The following is a 21,667-nucleotide window of genomic DNA, read 5'->3' as shown; positions in this document are numbered from 1 at the left end:
CAAGGAGTGGGAATATGGAAGATAATCAAATAATTAACCAAAGAAACAGCACATCACATTGTTTTGACAGTTCATTAGAAAATGAACCTTTTATTATGATTGATGATACTAAAGATCCTTTCTCACTCATTGGGAGTGAACCCGAAAAAATCCTCATTGTTGATGACGCTAAAGATAACCGAACCATGCTTTGTGAGTTGCTAATGTCACAACGCAAAGTGATTTTAGCTAAAGATGGCGCCCAAGGTTTAGCTCTTGCGACAAAACATTTGCCCGATTTAATTTTACTCGATGTTATGATGCCAGGAATTACAGGTCATCAAGTGATCCGTTCGTTAAAAAGCGATGAATCAACGATGCATATTCCGGTTATTTTCATCTCATCAAAAATTTCTGCTGACGATGAAAAATATGGTCTCGATTTGGGCGCTGTTGATTATATTTCAAAGCCATTTCATCCGGCTATTGTGCAAGCTAGAGTAAAAAATGTGCTGCGAGAGCAACGTAATAAAAAGCTACTTGAAAAATTAGCCCTCGTAGATAGCTTAACCGAAATTTATAACCGTCGTTTTTATGAGCTTGATATCCGAAAAGTCTGGAATGGCTGTAAACGTGAAAACAAAGCGATTTCTTTAGCCTTGTTAGATATTGATTACTTTAAAAGCTATAACGATGAATACGGTCATCTTAGTGGCGATGAAGCTTTGCGTTTAGTTGCTAAACACATAAAAAATCAATTAAAACGGCCCCATGATATTATTGCTCGTTATGGCGGAGAAGAATTTGTGATTGTACTACCCGATACCAATGCCGATGATGCCAAACGTATTTTGACTGATATCTGCCAATCTATTGAACAGCTGAAAATTCCTCATGAATCATCTGTAATATCACATTACGTAACCATTAGCATTGGTGGTGCAACTATGATCCCAAAACACGAAGCATCACATGAAGAGCTCGTTAAAATTGTTGACGAGTATTTATATCAAGCTAAAGCACAAGGTCGCAACCGCGTTTGTTGGCAACCTTAAAGAAAAAAACTATTGATATATAAAGACTATTACATTTTTTTATCATTCTTAATTGAGCATTTTAGTTTTTTTGTTCTGTTAACCTAAACGTCAAAAAAACTAAAATTTAATACACTGGCGAGCTTTATTACATCCTTTATACTTTTGCGATATAAAAGTGTTTATTATTCATTTTAATTTTAAACAATACTGAGAAGTTTATATTTACACACCGTTCCTATATAAGTAACATGAATCAACTAAACCAATAATTAATAAGGTTTTTATTCATGATTTATTCATCAAAAAGTAATAAACTCTTCGTAATACCTAAGCCCAGACCTTACCCTAAAATGAGGCTATTTTGTTTCCCTTTTGCCGGCGGAGGTGTTAGTACCTATATTTCATGGGCTGATAGTTTTCCCGATGATATTGAGCTTGTCATTATTCAGCCACCAGGTCGGGGATCTCGTCTTGCAGAAGATCCTCACGATAATATGACATCGTTGATCGATGAATTGATGAGACATGCTGATTTTATTACCCAACAACCTTATTTATTATTTGGTCATAGTTTAGGAAGCAGGGTAGCTTATGAACTCTGTTATAGACTTAAACAAAATGAAATGCCCTTGCCACAATATTTTATTGCTTCAGGTAGCCGGGCACCACACGTCTCAAAAGATAAAGAGATGATCCATAACCTACCAAAAAATGAATTTATCCAAGCATTAGAAAAACTAAATGGCACCCCTAAGGAACTATTAGAAAATAGAGAACTAATGGATTTATTTATGTCTCTTCTACGGGCTGACTTTAAAATCGCCGAAACTTATTTAGCCCAAAAATGCAAAATGCCGTTTTCAATTCTCGTGTTACATGGCCAAGATGATATTGACATCGAAGAGCATCAATTGAGCGCTTGGGGAGAATTATCTGATTTAGGACATCATTTAGTACAATTGCCTGGCGATCATTTTTTTATAAATCAATCTAGAAATGAAGTGATCCATCAAGTTTCGCAACGTGTAGGAACCGCGCTTGCCGCGAGTTATAGCACATTATAAATTTTGAATAACTAGTAGGCATTTTAATTTTGGTCATTGAGGTTTTTAGGCCTTTCACCACTATAAAATGCCACTAGATTAAATAGAACAACAATAACGATACTCTCTAACAACTCAACTACAGTATGTGTTAATACAGCTCCATGCAAATCACCATCAAATTGATAGAGCAAGGGTCTATTGGAGTTGATTCAGATGCTCTACTAGCTTATTTAACGCACCGGTGACCATTTTTTTATCGTTCCAATCGAGTTCATTCCACTCAATTTGAATGTCAAGTTTGGTCACATCCTGAGTTAATAATACTTTTAAGGCATTTGCAGAATTAAGTGATTGAATACTAAAAGACGGAACCGTTTTTTGTGGCTGCTTTTTGATACCCAATATCTGCTGTTCGATCTGCTCTGAAATTTCTTTCTTATCTTGTACATTCAAATGTGGTTTGGGATGTTTCTGTTTATAGTCAGCTTCAACAGATAAAATTAGCTTTTTCATTTTAATAAATGAATAACTACAGCCATTTTCGTAAGCTTTTATCACAATAGGATAACGAACGAGTACATTATAATTGTCATAAGCTCCCATCGAAATACTTAAAGTGGAAACTATCTCTCTAACGGTCAATCGCGACATCCCAGACAACATTCTAGCTTTATTCAGTTGCTCAATTTCAGTGCTTGCATTCACAAATGCTTGTAATTTCCCGTACTTAGGTAAATCTTCACGACTCGCATTTTCCTGAAACTGCTTCACTTTTATCAGTAAAGGTTTACTATCATAAACCTTAAATTGAGCGGCAGCCCCATAACCTTTGGCGTATATAAGTGCAAAAAAACGGCGATGACCGGTTAATATTTGATACGTTCCATCATGCAGAGGAAAAAGCGTTGGCACCTGGATCATTTCGGAAACAGAGATATTTGCACCTAATTCAATAATTGACTCTATGGTATGTGCAGCTCGTTTCCAATCATCTGTATCACGTGTCAGGCAATTAATAATAATCGACTTTCCAATTAAGACGTGTTCCTCACCATGATATAGCTTAATCAATTGCGCTTTACTGAGCTTACGGGCAACAAATAACCTTGCATGCTCATCATCAACAAAAATAGATGGTAGAAATCGTCCATTAGTTGGATCTGGCACTACAGAGCTAAAAAACACACTCTTATATTCGAATGACTCATCATTAAATTGTTCTTTATTATTTAGATTGTTTAGTAGCATTTGCTCTAACATTACTTTTACTCATTTAAACGTGCTGACTTTACTAATTACGAGTGACCTAATACTTATAAAGTGTGGCTATTATTAGTGATCTTAAAAAGTATAATGACATATTTTGAAGTGTGCTGATTGTCGGTTATGCAACCTAAAACGTTACTACATAAGAGATACACACTGGAAATATTTTAAATTGATCAATTGAGCGAACTTATTTATTTAGTTGACTCGTATCTCGCTACAACCCAATAAATGTCTAAACTATGCTCATTTTACGCAAAATCACTGAACTTGGCTAAATACTAGCGAAATATTGCTCATTTGCCTACTCAAAATATGACATGAAAATTACAATAAAAATTTAAGAGGATCCAAACTTATGTTTGAAGCCTGTTTCACTATGAGTGAAAAAATTCAGCGCTTTATTAACATTCACTTTCTGCTGCTCGTTTCTTAAATATAAATCCATTTTTTAACTTCCTTCATTTAGCAAAATAGCTTTTTTTGTGGTCTTATTCATCAATAAAATGATGTTTATTGACTAATTACATAACCATCCATGGTACAAGGTTATTTAACAAAAAGAACACTTCCTATCCCTGTAATGTGAGGCCATAACTTTTACCGCAGCTCAAAAGTTAAAACTATTCCTCAGCCATAACGCGTTTACCGCTATTATCAACAACGAGTAAATAGGACTTTGCGAAATCACCGGTACATAAATCAATCGCTTTATCTGCTACTTTGAGCCCATTAGCACAGTTAGCGACTTTTAGATAAGTGGTTACTTTCCCTTTTTCGGTATTCAAAACGTGATTCCCATCTACGGATACTGCATAATTACCATTTGCAAACAAACGCACATTAAATACATCTGCATTATTACTTTGTTTCTTATCAACAACTGAAAGTTCTCTGTCTCCAGATGCTTCCCAAGCAATCACCCAAAGGTTATCATTTTTGCTCAATGTAGTTGTCATTCGGTCTTCTTTATCTGCATTAATACTATCTCTAACACCGAAATTAACCATATTATTAGTTACTTTGTAACTATAGTTATAAGTATTAGCAACGCTATTTGAAGGGATGTCTTTTGACGCTATTTTATCACTATCAAATAAACCGCTATATCCTGTGCTGATACTTCTTTTTTTAACATGGAAGTCCACCATGTAATCCAAAGAGTTCACTAAAGTAATTTTTACATCATGATTTAATTTATCATCTAACTCATCTGAACTCTCGCCACAACCTGTCAGCACAGCAGTTAAACCAAACATAAATGCAATACCAAATCCTTTTTTAATGTTATGCATAGTCATCTCCATAATATGTGTATTTTAAGGTATAAACTTCTCAATAAGTTTTCCTTAAACAAGGACCTTTCAGGAAATATTCTCGAATTACGAAAGTTATAATTAAAAGGTTAACACAACCTAAAAAAGGTACAAGATTGAGAATTGTTCGGATTTGTACCCAATTGTTTAAATATGTAATATCTATTAACAAGCAAATAGAAAACAAAACAAATTTACTAAAAATAAATAGCCATGCCGATCATCTCTAGATCGGATTTTAAAGAGTAACCAGGTGGATTGGCACGTCAAAAGCGAGTCGATTGCAAGCTAATCCAACGCTGTTGGTGTTGAAAATAGCTGCGTGAGTTAGATTCATTATCCTGAATTGAGATTATTTAATATCTTCGCATTTTTAAAACGAGTAGGGATCAATACTCTAATATCTGGTCTGAGTGATTAAATAACTGAGTTTTGATTCACTATAAAGATAAAATTGGAAAGTGTTGGGGTGACAGGGATCTGACTTGTTTTCTTACTCTTACGATTAACAAGAGAAACAATAGCTCAGATCCCTAATTGTCAGGATGCTTAAAACTCTAATACCTCCTCATCATCTTTAATTTCGGTATTATCAAAAGTTGTTAGCAGTTTTATTTCTGTTATCAGCAGCTCAGCAAGATTGGCCAAACACTGACAATCAAATACTTCACTAATGGCCAGCTCCACCATCCACTTTTCTTTAATTTCTGTTAACAGCCTCATTAACATCAAGGAATGTCCACCTAAGTCAAAGAAATTAGCCGACATGCTCACTTTGGATACAGGCATACCTATCAAGCGAGCGATAATCTCGACTAATTGAAGCTCAAGTTCACTTTCAGGAGCAATATAATCACTTTCTGCGATATTGAAGTTAGGTAGTGGCAATGCCTTTTTATCTATTTTACCGTTTGGTGTAAGGGGCCATTGTTCAACTATAATAAATGCTGATGGCTGCATATAAGTAGGCAACTTATCAGCCAGAGATAATTTAACCGATGCTTTGCATGCCAAAAACGATTCATCCTTCAACTCAAAACTTGGCTGAATATAAGCAACAATACTGGCATTATCGCTCTGATCTTTACGGCACACCACCAAAGACTGTTCGACATCATCCAACGCATTGATCCTGTTTTGGATTTCACCTAATTCAACCCGAAATCCGCGGATTTTAATTTGGTCGTCTACTCGCCCCACATATTCGATTAAACCATCTGTCGTATAACGGACTAAATCACCCGTTTTGTACAATCGCTCTGCCCGACCCAAAATACGACTATATGGATTTGCGACAAATTGCTGCTGCGTCTGCGCCTGTTGATTGAGGTAACCTAGTGCCAGACCATCACCGCCGACACATAATTCGCCTATCACGCCTGCGGGTACTAAGCTGCCTTGTGCTGATAAAATTAGCACCACATCCCCTTGTACGCCTTGCCCTATCGGAACACCTGCGGATAAATCCTGGCCACGTGGTATCGGGTAACAACACGTAAAGGTGGTATTTTCTGTCGGCCCATACCCGTTGATAACGCTCACATCTGGCAACGCCTGTTGTACGGCTTTAACTGCTTGCGGATTGAGTACATCGCCTCCAGCAAGCACATACTCCAATGCAAGCCCCGGTTGACAGGCTGTACTCCACTGCGTAAATAAGCCCGATGTTAACCACATCGCCGTCACCTGCTGCGCTGCCAGTACCGCGTTCAGGCGCTCTAGCGTGATTAATTCGTCTGGGAACAAGACACAGCGCCCGCCATTTAACAATGGCCCCCAGATTTCTAATGTGGCAGCATCAAAGGCAATGGTGGCACATTGTAAAAAAACCGTCTCTTTGTCTAACGTCATGAAATTCGGTGAGCAGACTAAACGATTAACCGCCCGATGAGGGGTCATGACGCCTTTAGGATGCCCTGTAGAACCCGAGGTATAAATCACATAGGCAAGTGACTCGCTACTGAGCCCAGTTGCTCGGCTGAGGTTATTGCTGCTTTGCTGCGATATGAGCGCATCATGTTGGTCTAAACAAATTTGCGGCACATCACTAAAGTGCAGTGCTGTTGCCTGTGATTCCGCTGTCAGTATCACACTCACTGCGGTGTCTTCAAGCATGTAGGCTAAACGTGATTGGGGCGCCTGTGGGTCGAGCGGCACATAAGCGGCCCCTGCTTTTAAAATCGCTAACGTACCAATAATCATCTCAACTGAGCGCCCAATACATAAACCCACACGGCTATTGGCGCCAATTTGATGCCTATCTTGAAGGTAATGTGCGACTTGATTCGCTCGCTCGTTTAATTGCCGGTAGCTCAAGACTTGCTCATTACAACTGAGCGCTATGGCATCGGGGGTGTCAGCGACCCGTTGTTCAAAGACCTCATGAATACAAGCCTTTTTCGGATAGATCGCAGACGCCGCTTGCCAATCAATCAATTGTTGTGTTCGTTCTGCATGTGGCAACACCGTTAATTCGGTCACTGGACTATTAGAGTCATTTAACAGTGCCGTGACTAAGCTATTGAGCGCTGTCTGCATATAAACCGCGATGCGCTTTGCCTCAATACGGCGTTCAATCTGAAAGTCCAGTGTAAAACAATGCCCTTCTCCTTGGTCATTCACTGAAAGCTCAAAGGGATAATTCGTCCGCTCTCGTGTGCTCAGCAGCCTCGCACTTGCTTGCTCGGGCATTGAGCTTGATTGCGCTGGCGCTTGCGCCTGATGACGGTAGTTTAAGATGGCACTAAACAGCGGTGTATTGCCGCCAATTCCACTGTAACTTTGCGCTTGAGCCAACGAGACTTGCTCATAAGGCAGCAATGCTTGCAGTTCCTGATTCACCAGCCGTAACGCGTCTGTCACCTGAAGGTTTTTTAACGGTAAACGCAGCGGTAAGGTATTAATCAACATCCCCATCATGCGCTCAATACCTGGCATGCCATTCATACGACCCGACATCACAGTACCAAAAACCACATCATCACGACCACAGCAGGCACTTAATACCTGCGCCCAAGCAAGATGAAACAACGCTGCGGGGCTACATTGATGGCGTTTTGCTAGGCGGCGAATATCCTCAGATTGAGTGAGTGCCACTTCATCACCATACTCAACAACATCATTACCATCTGATGCTACGTGTGCTAAATCAAATGGTAAGGTAGGTGTATCAATGTCACCGAGTTTTTCACTAAAGAACTCAGCTACATTCAAGTTCGCGGTGTTATGCAATGAGCGGGCGATGAATTCACGATAAGGTAAAGGAGGAGGCAACTGCGTCAAATCCGGTGCACTGAGTTCAGACATCAGAATATCCAACGAAACGTGGTCAGTAATCAGATGGTGGAATTTTAACAAGGCAAAAATCCGCCCCTGCTCATCCGTGGGTGTCACAACGAGCTCAATTAACGGGGCTGTTTCAAGCTCAAAACCGTGCGCCCCTTGTGCAACATAGGTTTCAAATGCCGATTTTATATCAGAGCCCGATAAATCTAATCTTGTCACTGGCAAGTATGCTCGACGCTGCACGACCTGCAGCGCTTGAGCACGACCACGCCATAAAATCGCGGTTCTCAGAACATCATGACGTTCGATTACAAAAGTTAAGTCCGCTCGTAATCGCATCAACAATTGTTCATTAGCCAACTCAAAAGCCATGGTACTTACATATGGATCATGCTCTTTATTAATAGTATGAATAAAGAGCACTCCTTCTTGCAAAGGTGCTAATGGGTAAATATCCTGAATATTTGACGCACCGCCAGGTACTTTTGCTACAATTTCGTCCAGTTTATCTTGTTCCAGCTGAACTAAAGGAAACATATCTGGGCTAAGTTGTAAGACATTTTCTGGTATAACGTAATCTGGCACAATAAAGTCGCATATCGGATCGGTATTTGAATCCAATTGATCGGCCATTGCTTGTAAATTTACAGCTTTAAACATTGCCTGAGCATGACATTGATAACCCTGCTGTTTGAGGCTGGTAATCAACTGCATTATCAGAAGCGAATGCCCGCCAAGTTCAAAGAAATTAGCGTTACGGCTTATTCGTGCAACATCAAGTTTTAATACATGAGCCCATACTTCTGCTAGCATCACTTCTGTCTCACCATGTGGCGCGACATACGCTGTGCTATCGATACTCTCATCCACCGAGGGCAGTCCTCTGCGGTCTATTTTACCATTTGGCGTCAATGGCCATTCTGAGACCAAAATAACGTTCGCTGGCACCATGTATTCTGGTAATACCGCCGCTAACTCAGCTTTTAATGAGGTAATAACATCCTCTTTTGGGGCGTCTGCTTGCACGGTTTTGCCATAGGCTATCAGCCGTTGATTGCCTGCTTTATCCGCTTGGGCAACAACCAGCGCTGAGTCTATTTGCTTATGTTGTGCGACCTGATATTCTATTTCGCCCAACTCTATGCGAAAGCCTCTTATCTTCACTTGATGGTCTAAACGCCCCATGTATTCTATGTTGCCATCCTCTTTGTAGCGCACCAAATCTCCTGTTTTATATAAGCGCTCACTGCTGTTGGCTTCTTCTGCTTGATAAAATGGGTTGGCGATAAACCGCTCTTGTGTCAGCTCTGGCCGATTTAAATAGCCGCGGGCTAAGCCGTCTCCACCAATATGTAACTCGCCACAGGCTCCTTGTGGTAATAGATTTAATTCGTCATCCAATATATGGAGCTGGATGTTTTGTATTGGTTTTCCTATCGGCACACTGCTGCCCAGTGGCTGCGAGCAATCCCAGTAGCTCACATCAATAGCTGCCTCTGTTGGGCCATATAAGTTATGTAATCCAACCTCTGGTAACTGATGTCTAAATTGTTCAACATGGCTGATTTGTAACGCTTCACCACTACAAAAAACCTGTTTCAGTGACTGACATCGACGCAAGTCGCCATGGGCTAACATCACGCCTAACATGGAAGGCACAAAATGCAGTTTGGTCACGCCGGTGGCAACTATCAGTTCGGTTAGGTAACTTGGGTCTTTGTGTCCTTGCGGTTTGGCTACCACTAGTTTTGCGCCCTTTAGCATGGGCCAAATAAATTCCCAGACCGACACATCAAAACTGTACGGGGTCTTTTGTAAAATAACATCTAGGTTGTCACAGCCATATTCTCGGTCCATCCAATCAATACGGTTGTGCAAGGCTTGATGGGCCAACAATACGCCTTTTGGTTGGCCTGTAGATCCTGAGGTGTAAATCATGTAGGCAAGGTGCTGTGACGTTAACCCTATTTCCTTTAGATTAATATTCTCTTCGCTATACTCGCTAAACGAATGTGTAACCTGACTCCCCAAGCCATCAAGATAGACCACTTGTGCTTCGCCTAACGTGATGTGCTCTTTAAGGGCTTGGGTACTTAATACCACATTGGCCTGGGTATCACTGACCAAATACTGCAATCGAGCAGACGGTAACTCGGGGTCCAATGGTACATAAGCGCCGCCGGCTTTTAAAATCCCCCAAATCCCGATGACCATTTCCAATGAGCGCTCAGTGCATAAGCCCACTAAACTGTCAGGCCCAACACCATGCTCAGCGCGTAAATAATGTGCCAACTGGTTGGCTTTGGCATTAAGTTCGCCATAACTTAAACACTGCTCTTCAAACCATACCGCGGTGCGCTCTGGCGCGTGTTGCACTTGCGCTTCAAATAATTCATGAATGCACAATTCTTTAGGGTAGCTCAGCGCAGTATTGTTCCAATCTACCAGCTGCTGCTGGCGCTCGGCCTCTGATAATACACACACACTGTGCACGGATTGTATTGAGTCTTTTGCTAATAAATCGAGTACGTTTGTCAGTGTAACCTGTACATACGCCGCTATCTGCTGCGCTGGGACCCGTGTATCTATTTGCACTTCAAATGCAAAGCCATCACCAAAATCATCCACTAATAAGTTAAACGGGTAGTTGGTTCGCTCTTGGCTTTCAAGGACCCGAAATCCCGCCTGTGCTTCTGCGCCTTGCTCTGCTATTGCTGAGTGACGGTAATTTAACATCGCGCTGAATAACGGCAGTTGTCCACTGACGCCGCTGTAACGTTGTGCTTCTGCTAATGAAACTTGCTCATACGGTACTAAGTCTTGTAAGTCGCTGTTCAGTTGGCTTAATAACGTTGCGGCTCTGTGACTGCCTAAGTCCACTTTTAATGGCAAGGTGTTGATTAACATCCCCATCATGCGTTCTATGCCGGGGAGCCCATTCATGCGTCCTGATAAAACCGTGCCAAACACCACTTGTGACTGACCGCTGCACACCGATAACACTTTGGCCCATACTAAGTGAAACAACGCTGCTGGGCTGCTGTTGTGCTCACGCATTAACTGCCGTACCTGTTGCGCTTGGGCTTTGTCCAATCTGACTTTGACACTCGTGACCGCTTTACCATCATTCAGTACATCGCTTAACCCATAAGGCAGGGTCGGCTCACTCACCTCACCAAGTTGTTGGCTGAAAAACGCGGCGGTATCGAGTTCGCCACTGCGCTGTAAGGTACGTCCTACAAACTCGCGATAAGGAACGGGCGGTGCAAGCTCTGCGTGTGGAGTATGTAACAGTACGCTCAGCTCTTCGACTAAAACCTCTAACGATACATGGTCTGATATCAGGTGATGCTCGCTCAAGAGTGCATAATGCTTGCCTCGTACCGTATCTTCACATACCGACAGCTGCAGTAACGGCGCAGTTTCTAAATCAATCCAATAATCGGCCTGCGCTACAAAGTCTATAAATGCTTGGTACACATCCTCACTGTCGTTAAACGCTAGTTGACTCACTGCTAGTTGGGCTTCTCGCTGAACCACTTGCAGCGCGGTTGTCCGGTTACGCCACACGATGGCGGTACGCAGTACATCATGTCTGGCAATCAGTTGTTGCAACGCGGCTAAAAAGCTCGCCAAACTCGCGTCATCATCAAACTCAAACGTGCTGCTGGTGACATATGGGTCGTATTGCTCGCTCATGGTGTGAATGAATAAGACCCCTTCTTGCAGTGGTGCTAGGGGGTAAATATCTTGAATATTGGCCATTCCTCCGGGAATAACTGCCGCAATATCCGCAATCTCTGCCTCACTGAGCTGCGTTAAGGTGAGCATCTCGGGTGTGATGTGTTGGCAATCTGCTGGGATCCCATTGGCGGGCACATTGATAAATTCAGCTGTGTTCAATGGCTGTATCTGCCGTGCCATGTCTTGCAACGAATGCGCTTTGAATAACGCTTGGACGTCTGCTTGAAGCTCACTTTTTCTCAGCTGACTCACCAATTGCATTATCAATAATGAGTGCCCTCCCAACGCAAAAAAGTTCGCGGTGACACTAATTTGGTTGGTTGGTAACGCTAAATGCTGACTACAAAATTCAACCAGCCAGTGCTCCTGCGCGCTTTGCGGCGCTTGATATTCCTGCAATAAAACGACTGCTGGCAGTGCGAGCAAGGCCTGTTTATCTACTTTACCATTGGTGGTGACCGGCCATTGCACCACCACGCTGAAGGTGGCTGGCACCATATAATTGGGTAAGCTCGCGCTTAATGATTGTTGCAACGATTGCAGCCACTGGCTGTGCTGTGCTTCATCAAGGCTCTGCTGTGGTTGAACATAAGCTCGTAACGTTTTACCTCCATCATGCCCAGGCTCAGCAAGCACCACCGCAAGCTCGACGGTTTCGTCAGCCATTAACTGATTAACAATTTCACCTAATTCAACCCGAAAACCGCGTATTTTTACTTGGTCATCGATGCGCCCCATAAAGACTAACTCACCATCGCCAGACAAACGGACCCAATCGCCGGTTTTATACAAGCGCTCACTGAGTGCGAGGTTGCTCTTGTCATAATAAGGGTTATCGATAAAACGCTCTGCGGTGAGTGCCGGTTGATTCAAATACCCTTTGGCCAACCCCTGACCACTGATGTAAAGCTCGCCCATTACGCCCGGCGGACACAGTGTCAGTTGCTCTGATAAAACCAAACAAGCAGTATTGGCATTCGCACGACCAATTGGCACCGCACGAGACTCGGCGTAATCACTGTCAATCGCAAAGCCTGAGGCGGTGACAGTGGTTTCAGTTGGGCCATAGGAATTGAGCAAACAAAAACCTGGTTTTAAACTTGCCACCGATTTTTTATCCAACGCTTCGCCGCCAACAATCACCAAGCGCAGTGACAGACGGGCCAACTCTTCTTCACTGAGTGCCAACTGATGCCAAAATGCGGTTGGCAAATTGGCCACACTGATGGCATGCTGCTGACAAAAATCAATAAAGGCTTCGCGACTCAACGAGACCGCTTCGTGACGCAGTACCAAACTCGCACCGCGGCTTAGGGACGCCAGCCATTCTTCAACAAAAATGTCAAAGTTCATCGTTGAAAATTGCAAGACATTATCAGCCTCGGTGATGTCGTAACGCAGCTCACAGTTGGCGGCAAAATTAACTAAGTTACGATGCGTAACCATCACTCCTTTTGGCGTACCCGTTGAGCCAGAGGTGTACATCACATACGCCAAATTCGCAGGAGTCAGTCCCGGTACATCGGGGGCATCAGTCGCGTAATCATTAAAATGCTGTAGGGTACAAATAGGCACCGCAGTCACGTTAAAACCATCCAGTAACGTGGCCACTTTTTGTTGTGTCAGCACCACAGTCAGGCCCGTATCCTGCACCATAAACGCCAGACGCTCTTTAGGATAAGCAGGGTCTAGCGGCACATAAGCCCCACCTGCCTTTAAGATAGCCAGCACCCCCACCATCATCTCAAGCGAGCGCTCAACACACAGACCAACCAAGGTATCGGGGCCAACGTTATGGTGCTCGCGCAGATAATGGGCCAGCTGATTAGCACGTTCGTCTAACATACGATAACTTAGGAATTGCTCACCATTGGTCACTGCCACCCGTCCGAGTGATTTTTTAACCTGCTGCGCTATCAGATGATGCGCGCAGCACCAGGCCAGTTCTCGTTTCGGCCCACACTGCATCGCCAGTAAAGCATCTTGCTCTGCTTGAGTGAGTAATGACAGTTGACTAAGTTTAGTCTCAGGTGCGGCAGAATAAAGCATAAACTCTTGTAATAAATGACAAAAGTTTTGATTTAGCGTTTCAATATAGTTATGTTCAAAAAGCGATGTATCGTAAGTCCATTTCAGCTCAATTTCTGAATCACTATAATTAATATCAATATCAATATCGAATTTAAGAGAAACCACCTCACGGTCGTATTTTTTAAACGATAATCCAGCTAGTTGGGCGTCTTGTTGTTGTGAAACACCAAAATCCGTGTTCATTGATAACATGATCTGAAAGATCGGATCATGGGATAAATTGCGCTCAACATTCAGACGTTCAACGAGTTGCTCAAACGGTATATCTTGATTAGCTTGAGCATCCCGATGTACTATTGCGACGTGAGTCAAATAATCGCCAATCGTTGCATGTTGAGTATCAACTCGCAGTACTAAATTATTAACAAAAAAGCCAATTAAAGGCTCAAGTTCTTGCTGGAGTCTATTTGCTACCGGTGTGCCCACTACAATATCATGACTATTACTATGGCGTGATAATAGTAATCCCAACACCGCATGAAAAAACATAAAGGCCGATAACTTATATTGCTGGGCAGTGAACGTTATTTGTGAACTGACTGTTTCAGGCAAACGATAAGACAAAAAGTCTGCATCACTTTGTTTTTCAATCGCTCTAGCTTGTTTGAGTGGCAAACTATGAACAGTAGGAATACCTTTGAGCTGATGCTGCCAATACGTCATTTGTTCTTCAAGTAAATTATCCTGTAGCCACTCTTTTTGCCAAACAGCATAGTCTGCATATTGAATGCTAAGATCAGGCAGTGGAGTCACGCTATTATCACTGAATGCTTGATATAAAAGCATAAACTCTCGACTGAGCAATTCGATTGACCAACCGTCAGATGCAATATGATGCATATTAAACAGTAAGACACCACGCTGTGACCCCATTGCACTTTGCTCTAATAAAACATAACTGACTCGGATCATCAGATCTTTGGATAAATTAAAAGGTGTATTCAGTTCATCAACAATAAGAGTTTCAAGCTGCTCTAATTGCTGCTCAGCTTTAACCATACTGAGATCAATTCGGCGTAAAGAAAAATTGAAATCGGCACAAATATGCTGCTGCGCCTCGAACTCACCTTCGATAATAACTGTACGTAATATTTCATGACGTCGAATAATCTCGCGGCATACACGTTCAACTAAATCCAAATCAAGCAATCCATTAACTTCAAGAAATGCTGGCATGTTATATTCTGCCGACTCTTTTCGAAGCTGGGCAATAAACCACAATCGCCGCTGTGAGAAAGACAGCGGGGCGGTGTCATTATACTCAGCCGCTCTTTTTGTGACCGTTTGACGCTTTGGCTCTTCTTTGCTTTCACTCAAATAAGTAACTAATTGATCTTTATTACTTCTAATGAGTTGTGCGATTTCTGCCGTAACCGCCCCACTTTCAGCTTCGACAACAAGCGAACCATCCGAGACGCTCACTAAGATAAATTTATCTTGTAGTTGCTTTATTATTTGTTCCGCTTTCATTAAAACACGATCCTTTCTACATTGTCTGATTGCTTTAATTTTGCTTTCAATTCCTGTTTTGCCAACATGAAATCTATCTGCTTTGCTAGGTCTGAAACTGAAGTATATTTAAACAAGTCTTTGATATTTAACTGAATAGAGAATCGTAAATCGATTTCTTTCATCGCCTTGATCACTAATAATGAATGCCCGCCAAGTTCAAAGAAATTGGCGTTACGGCTTATTCGTGCAACATCAAGTTTTAATACATGAGCCCATACTTCTGCTAGCATCACTTCTGTCTCACCGTGTGGCGCGACATACGCTGTGCTATCGATACTCTCATCCACCGAGGGCAGTCCTCTGCGGTCTATTTTACCATTTGGCGTCAATGGCCATTCTGAGACCAAAATAACGTTCGCTGGCACCATGTATTCTGGTAATACCGCAGCTAACTCAGCTTTTAATGAGGCAATAACGTCCTCTTTTGACGCTTCTGCTTGCACGGTTTTGCCATAGGCTATCAGCCGTTGATTGCCTGCTTTATCCGCTTGGGCAACAACCAGCGCTGAGTCTATTTGCTTATGTTGTGCGACCTGATATTCTATTTCGCCCAACTCTATGCGAAAGCCTCTTATCTTCACTTGATGGTCTAAACGCCCCATGTATTCTATGTTGCCATCCTCTTTGTAGCGCACCAAATCTCCTGTTTTATATAAGCGCTCACTGCTGTTGGCTTCTTCTGCTTGATAAAATGGGTTGGCGATAAACCGCTCTTGTGTCAGCTCTGGCCGATTTAAATAGCCGCGGGCTAAGCCGTCTCCACCAATATGTAACTCGCCACAGGCTCCTTGTGGTAATAGATTTAATTCGTCATCCAATATATAGAGCTGGATGTTTTGTATTGGTTTTCCTATCGGCACACTGCTGCCCAGTGGCTGCGAGCAATCCCAGTAGCTCACATCAATGGCTGCCTCTGTTGGGCCATATAAGTTATGTAATCCAACCTCTGGTAACTGATGTCTAAATTGTTCAACATGGCTGATTTGTAACGCTTCACCACTACAAAAAACCTGTTTCAGTGACTGACATCGACGCAAGTCACCATGGGCTAACATCACGCCTAACATGGAAGGCACAAAATGCAATTTGGTCACGCCGGTGGCAACTATCAGTTCGGTGAGGTAACTTGGGTCTTTGTGTCCTTGCGGTTTGGCTACCACTAGTTTTGCGCCCTTTAGCATGGGCCAAATAAATTCCCAGACCGACACATCAAAACTGTACGGGGTCTTTTGTAAAATAACATCTAGGCTGTCACAGCCATATTCTCGGTCCATCCAATCAATACGGTTGTGCAAGGCTTGATGGGCCAACAATACGCCTTTGGGTTGGCCTGTAGACCCTGAGGTGTAAATCATGTAGGCAAGGTGCTGTGACGTTAACCCTATTTCCTTTAGATTAATATTCTCTTCGCTATACTCGCTAAACGGATGCGTAACCTGACTCCCCAAGCCATCAAGATAGACCACTTGTGCTTCGCCTAACGTGATGTGCTCTTTAAGGGCTTGGGTACTTAATACCACATTGGCCTGGGTATCACTGACCAAATACTGCAATCGAGCAGACGGTAACTCGGGGTCCAATGGCACATAAGCGCCGCCGGCTTTTAAAATCCCCCAAATCCCGATGACCATTTCCAATGAGCGCTCAGTGCATAAGCCCACTAAACTGTCGGGCCCAACACCATGCTCAGCGCGTAAATAATGCGCCAACTGGTTGGCTTTGGCATTGAGTTCGCCATAACTTAAACACTGCTCTTCAAACCATACCGCGGTGCGCTCTGGTGCGTGTTGCACTTGCGCTTCAAATAATTCATGAATGCACAATTCTTTAGGGTAGCTCAGCGCAGTATTGTTCCAATCTACCAGCTGCTGCTGGCGCTCGGCGTCATTAAGCATAGGTAAAGCGCTTAAACTCTGCGATAAATGCTGCGGTGATAACTGAGCCATGTGCTGTAAAACAGCTTGTAGATGCTGGGCAAACATGGCGACATGTGTCTCATTAAATAACACTTTGTCGTAGGTCCAAGTTACATTTACTCCTACGTCGCTCAGCTCAATATTAACCTCAAGATCAAATTTGGTTGTAGTCGTTTCAGGAGTTCGAGCTGTGAACTGTAATCCAGCTAACTCGCATACTCGTTTATCTGTAAGAGCAAAATCAGAGTTCATAGTTAGCATAATCTGGAAAATCGGACTGTAAGCTGTCGAACGAGGCGTTTTGAGGGCATCAACTAGTTGCTCAAATGGCACATCTTGGTTCGACTGCGCACCAATATGAACTGACTTAACATGATTGAGATACTCTTGAAGCTCAGCATGACGAGTATTGACCCTCAAGACTAATGTATTGGCAAAATATCCCACCAAAGCAGCTACTTCAGCTTGTGCGCGATTAGCGACCGGAGTTCCAATCACAACATCGTGATTATTACTATGTTTTGATAAAACATAAGCAAGCGCACTATGCACTAACATAAAAGGTGTTACGTTCGCGATTTCAGCCAGTTGTTGTAACTGCGCACTCACCTCTTTTGGTAATCGGCTGCGATAAGATGCCGCGTTATATTGCTTTTCTTCGGGCCTTAACTTATCAAGCCGTAAGCTATGAACTGGTGGTACATCGGCCAGTTGCTCACGCCAATAATCAAGCTGAGCGGTTAATAATTCATCACTTAACCACTCTCTTTGCCATGCGGCGTAGTCAGCGTATTGAATCGTGATCGGGGCTAACGGTTCTGGGTTTTCAGTAGTAATAGACTGATATAACCTTAAAAATTCATTAGACATCAACTCTAAAGACCAACCATCGCAAGCAATATGATGCATATTAAACATCAGCACTCCATGCTGCTGAGCGTTATCGCTGGCGTAATCAAGAAGTACATAAGATGCTCTTAACATCAAATCACACTCTAAATTAAAGGGTTGAAGAGCCTCTTTTTTCAGCGTATCGCTTAACAGCTGTTGTTTTTTTATACCTTCTACTTCACTTAAATCGAATAAAGTGAGTTTAAAGCTAAAGTGATCTATAACTTGCTGTTTTGGGCCTTCACTTTGATTAAGGAAAACTGTCCTTAAAACTTCATGGCGTTCAAGCAGCTGATTGATTGCCTCTTCTACAACGTCTAAATCTAGATGCCCCACAATATCAAATGCCACTGGCATGTTATATTCTGGGCTCTCGCCATTAAGTTGATCGATAAACCATAATCTTTGCTGGGCATAAGATAATGGTAATAACTCACCTTTATTTCGTACCTGAGGCATAATTTGAGGGCGAAGATTAGCATGTATTTGCTGGTCAATTTTCGCGGCTTGCTGTTTAACCGTGGCAGCAGAAAAGATATCTTTAACTGTTAACTCTCGATTTAAACGCTTTCGAATACCAGCCAGTAACTTCATCAACAATAAAGAATGTCCACCTAACTCAAAAAAGTTAGTATTAATTCCTATTCTATCAACCGCTATATTAAGTAGTTCACTCCAAATCTCAGTTACTGTCTGCTCAGTAGCTGTGGTGGGAGCTTCAAAATTAGTGTGATCAGTACCCGTTTCAATTGCAGGTAAGGCCTTTTTATCTACTTTACCATTATTAGTTAATGGCCATTGTGTGATTGGAACAATCACACTAGGTAACATATAAGCCTGTAATTGCTGACTAAGGGTCTGTTTTAATTGGGCCTGCCAATCACCCTCTTTGAAGGTATCAATTACTTTTACATAAGCAACCAATTGCAACTGAGCATCTACGCCAGGTAATGCCAGCACTAATGCAGAATCGACCATCTCTAATTGCGTTATGCGACTTTCAACTTCTCCCAACTCAATTCGGTGGCCTCTGATTTTAACTTGATCATCTAAACGCCCTAAATAATGCAATTCACCTTCAGCATCATATCGAGCTAAATCACCGGCTTTATAAAGGCGCTCGCCTAACCATGCACCAGCCTCATGATAATAAGGATTTGCGATAAAGCGCTCTGCACTAAGTGCTTCGCGATTAAGATAACCTCGCGCTAAACCAGCTCCAGCAACATAAATCTCCCCTGCACATCCCTTAGGGACTAAATTCAGTGATTCATCTAACAATAAGATATGTTGATCCCGTAATGGCTTACCAATGGTAATCCTGCTACCTTGGCCAAGGACCTTGTAGGTTACATGCACTGTGGTTTCTGTAATACCATACATATTAATAAGTTCAGCCGAATGATCCGCAAAATTTTGCCACCATAATGCTAAATGACTCTCAACTAGACCTTCACCACCAAACACTATTGTGCGTAAAGTGGGCAAAGCTTGGCCAATGCTCACTAGGTACTCGGTTAGTTGTTTAAACGCACTTGGCGTTTGATTAAGGATAGTCAGCTTTTCTTTGTGACATAGTTCAATAAACAACCGGGTATCTTTTACTTCATCCAGGGTAGGTACTAGTAACTTGCCACCATAAAAAAGTGCTCCCCACATCTCCCAAACACTGAAGTCAAAGGCGTAAGAGTGAAATACACACCAGCAATCTTGTGCTGTAAAATTAAAATCAGGTTGAGTAACATAAAATAATCTACGTACATTTTCGTGGCTCTGAAGTACACCTTTAGGTTGTCCTGTAGAACCTGAGGTGTAAATGACATACGCTAAATGAGCCGCGGTTAAAGCTAATGAATCTTTACTGATATTCGAAGTTGGATAACAAACTAATGCTGACTCCAATTGAGCACTATCTAAACAAAGTAGTTTGTTATCATCCAAAGTTAATGTGTTACACAAGCATGATTGCGTCAAAACCAAATCAAGCGAAGCATCATCGAAAATGAAGTTCAAACGCTCTTGCGGATAAGTAGGATCAAGTGGCACATACGCTCCACCGGCTTTAAGAATAGCTAAAATTCCTACCATCATGTTTACGCTACGATTAAGACATAAACCGATTAAAGTGTCTGGTTTAATATCATAATTTTGCACTAAATAATGTGCCAAACGGTTAGCCTGTTCATTAAGTGTTTGATAACTAATTGCTTGGTTTTGAAATACAACGGCCGTGTTATTTGGAACTAGCTCAACTTGCAGCTCAAACAACTCATGAATACATAACTGGCTATTGTCAGCAACATAGTCATTGCACACCGGTGCAAGTAAAGCTTGTTGCTCCTTTATTGGCAAGACAGACAAATGCGCTACAGGCGCAGCGCTATTACTACTCAATGCATCCAATAGTTGATTAATTGCGCAAGAAACATACTCTGCCACAGCTTCAATTGAGACAGAGTGATCAATTTGTAAGTTGCACGAGAATAATTGCCCCCAGTCATCTACACACAGATTAAAAGGATAATTGGTTCTTTCTTTTGCTGAAATAGCCTGCGCCTCTCCCTCGGCGCCTTTAGTGCCTAGCCTAGAGTGACGATAATTAAAAATGGCACTAAATAATGACGTTTGCCCAGACACACCACTACACGCTTGAGCTTGAGTGAGCGAAACTTGCTCAAATGGCATCAACTCAAGCAACTCCTGATTCACTTGCCTAATCAAATCGGCAGCACAATAATCACCTAAGTTGATTCTTAATGGCAGCGTATTGATCATCATCCCCATCATTTGCTCGATACCATCTAGGTCGCTCATGCGCCCAGATAAAACAGTACCAAAAACAACATCACGTGTTTGGCTACATGCCGCTATCACCATCGCCCACGCAAGATGAAAAAACGCTGCGGGGCTTGAACCTTGCTGTTTCATCAAGGCTCTAATGCTTTGTGATTGTGATGCTGTTAACTCCAGATTTAACTCATTAATTTGGCTGTGGGCATTTGTTTGATTAGTTAGACCAAAAGGCTGACATGGCGTATCGATATCACCTAATTTTTCACTAAAAAAATCACTAATATTTAATTGTGAACTACGTGCTAATGTTTGGGCGATAAAGTTACGGTAAGGTAATGTCGATGGTAGCTGCGCATATTCATGCTCTTGTAGAGCCATCTCATGCATGATCATCTCAACCGAAGTGTGATCTAATAATATATGATGCTCTTTTAATACCGCAAAGTACTTATTCGCTGCGGCATCGTACGCCAACTCAAGTTGCAATAAAGGTGCCTGCTCCAAATCCATTCGATGCTCACCATGCTCAACATAATCACTGAGCAATTGATCGATATTCTTCTCGCCTGAAAACGGTAACCAGCTTGGTATTAATGTAACATCACGTAAAACTACTTGCAGCGGCTGTGGACAACCACGCCAACTTATCATTGTTCTTAAGATGTCATGGCGTTTAATCACTTTATTTAAGCGCACAACAAATTGCTCAATTGCAGCTTCGGTAGCAAATTCTAACGTAATAATTGTCACATAAGGATCTGTTCCTTCTGTGGCACAATGGATCAAAAAGA

Annotated in this window: 6 protein-coding genes (1 of these 6 cut by a window edge); 2 read left to right on the top strand and 4 right to left on the bottom strand. The window is 42.3% G+C overall.

Annotated elements, in window-relative coordinates:
* Nucleotides 1-14 precede the first annotated feature (14 nt).
* Both PTUN_RS19035 and PTUN_RS19030 read left to right on the top strand, forming a co-directional pair.
* A complete protein-coding gene (locus tag PTUN_RS19035; RefSeq protein ID WP_009837104.1) occupies nt 15-1,034 on the top strand; it encodes a GGDEF domain-containing response regulator in 1,020 nt (339 codons plus the stop codon).
* 269 nt (nt 1,035-1,303) lie between these two features.
* Nucleotides 1,304-2,080 (top strand): thioesterase II family protein, encoded by a 777-nt coding sequence (locus PTUN_RS19030; RefSeq protein ID WP_040643479.1) that lies wholly within the window; start codon nt 1,304-1,306, stop codon nt 2,078-2,080.
* 177 nt (nt 2,081-2,257) lie between these two features.
* Here PTUN_RS19030 and PTUN_RS19025 read toward each other — a convergent pair whose 3' ends face one another.
* From PTUN_RS19025 to PTUN_RS19010, 4 genes are all read right to left on the bottom strand, one after another.
* The gene (locus PTUN_RS19025; RefSeq protein ID WP_009837106.1) at nt 2,258-3,322 is read right to left on the bottom strand and encodes a hypothetical protein; all 1,065 of its coding nucleotides are present in this window, start codon (nt 3,320-3,322) and stop codon (nt 2,258-2,260) included.
* Between the two features lie 629 nt (nt 3,323-3,951).
* The gene (locus PTUN_RS19020) at nt 3,952-4,623 is read right to left on the bottom strand and encodes a hypothetical protein (protein ID WP_040643480.1); all 672 of its coding nucleotides are present in this window, start codon (nt 4,621-4,623) and stop codon (nt 3,952-3,954) included.
* 570 nt (nt 4,624-5,193) lie between these two features.
* Nucleotides 5,194-15,234 (bottom strand): non-ribosomal peptide synthetase, encoded by a 10,041-nt coding sequence (locus PTUN_RS19015; protein WP_096035272.1) that lies wholly within the window; start codon nt 15,232-15,234, stop codon nt 5,194-5,196.
* Nucleotides 15,234-21,667, bottom strand: the 3' portion of a protein-coding gene (locus tag PTUN_RS19010; protein ID WP_096035271.1) for a non-ribosomal peptide synthetase. It continues 3,604 nt past the right edge of the window; the window shows 6,434 of its 10,038 coding nt (coding positions 3,605-10,038); its start codon lies beyond the right edge, outside the window — the gene reads right to left on this strand; it ends in the stop codon at nt 15,234-15,236. The genes PTUN_RS19015 and PTUN_RS19010 overlap by 1 nt, the downstream gene beginning before the upstream one ends.

This window comes from Pseudoalteromonas tunicata (assembly GCF_002310815.1).
In the GTDB taxonomy this organism is placed as follows: domain Bacteria; phylum Pseudomonadota; class Gammaproteobacteria; order Enterobacterales; family Alteromonadaceae; genus Pseudoalteromonas; species Pseudoalteromonas tunicata.
The sequence above is the reverse complement of the archived record's forward strand: the minus strand, read 5'-3'. Positions and strand labels throughout refer to the sequence as shown.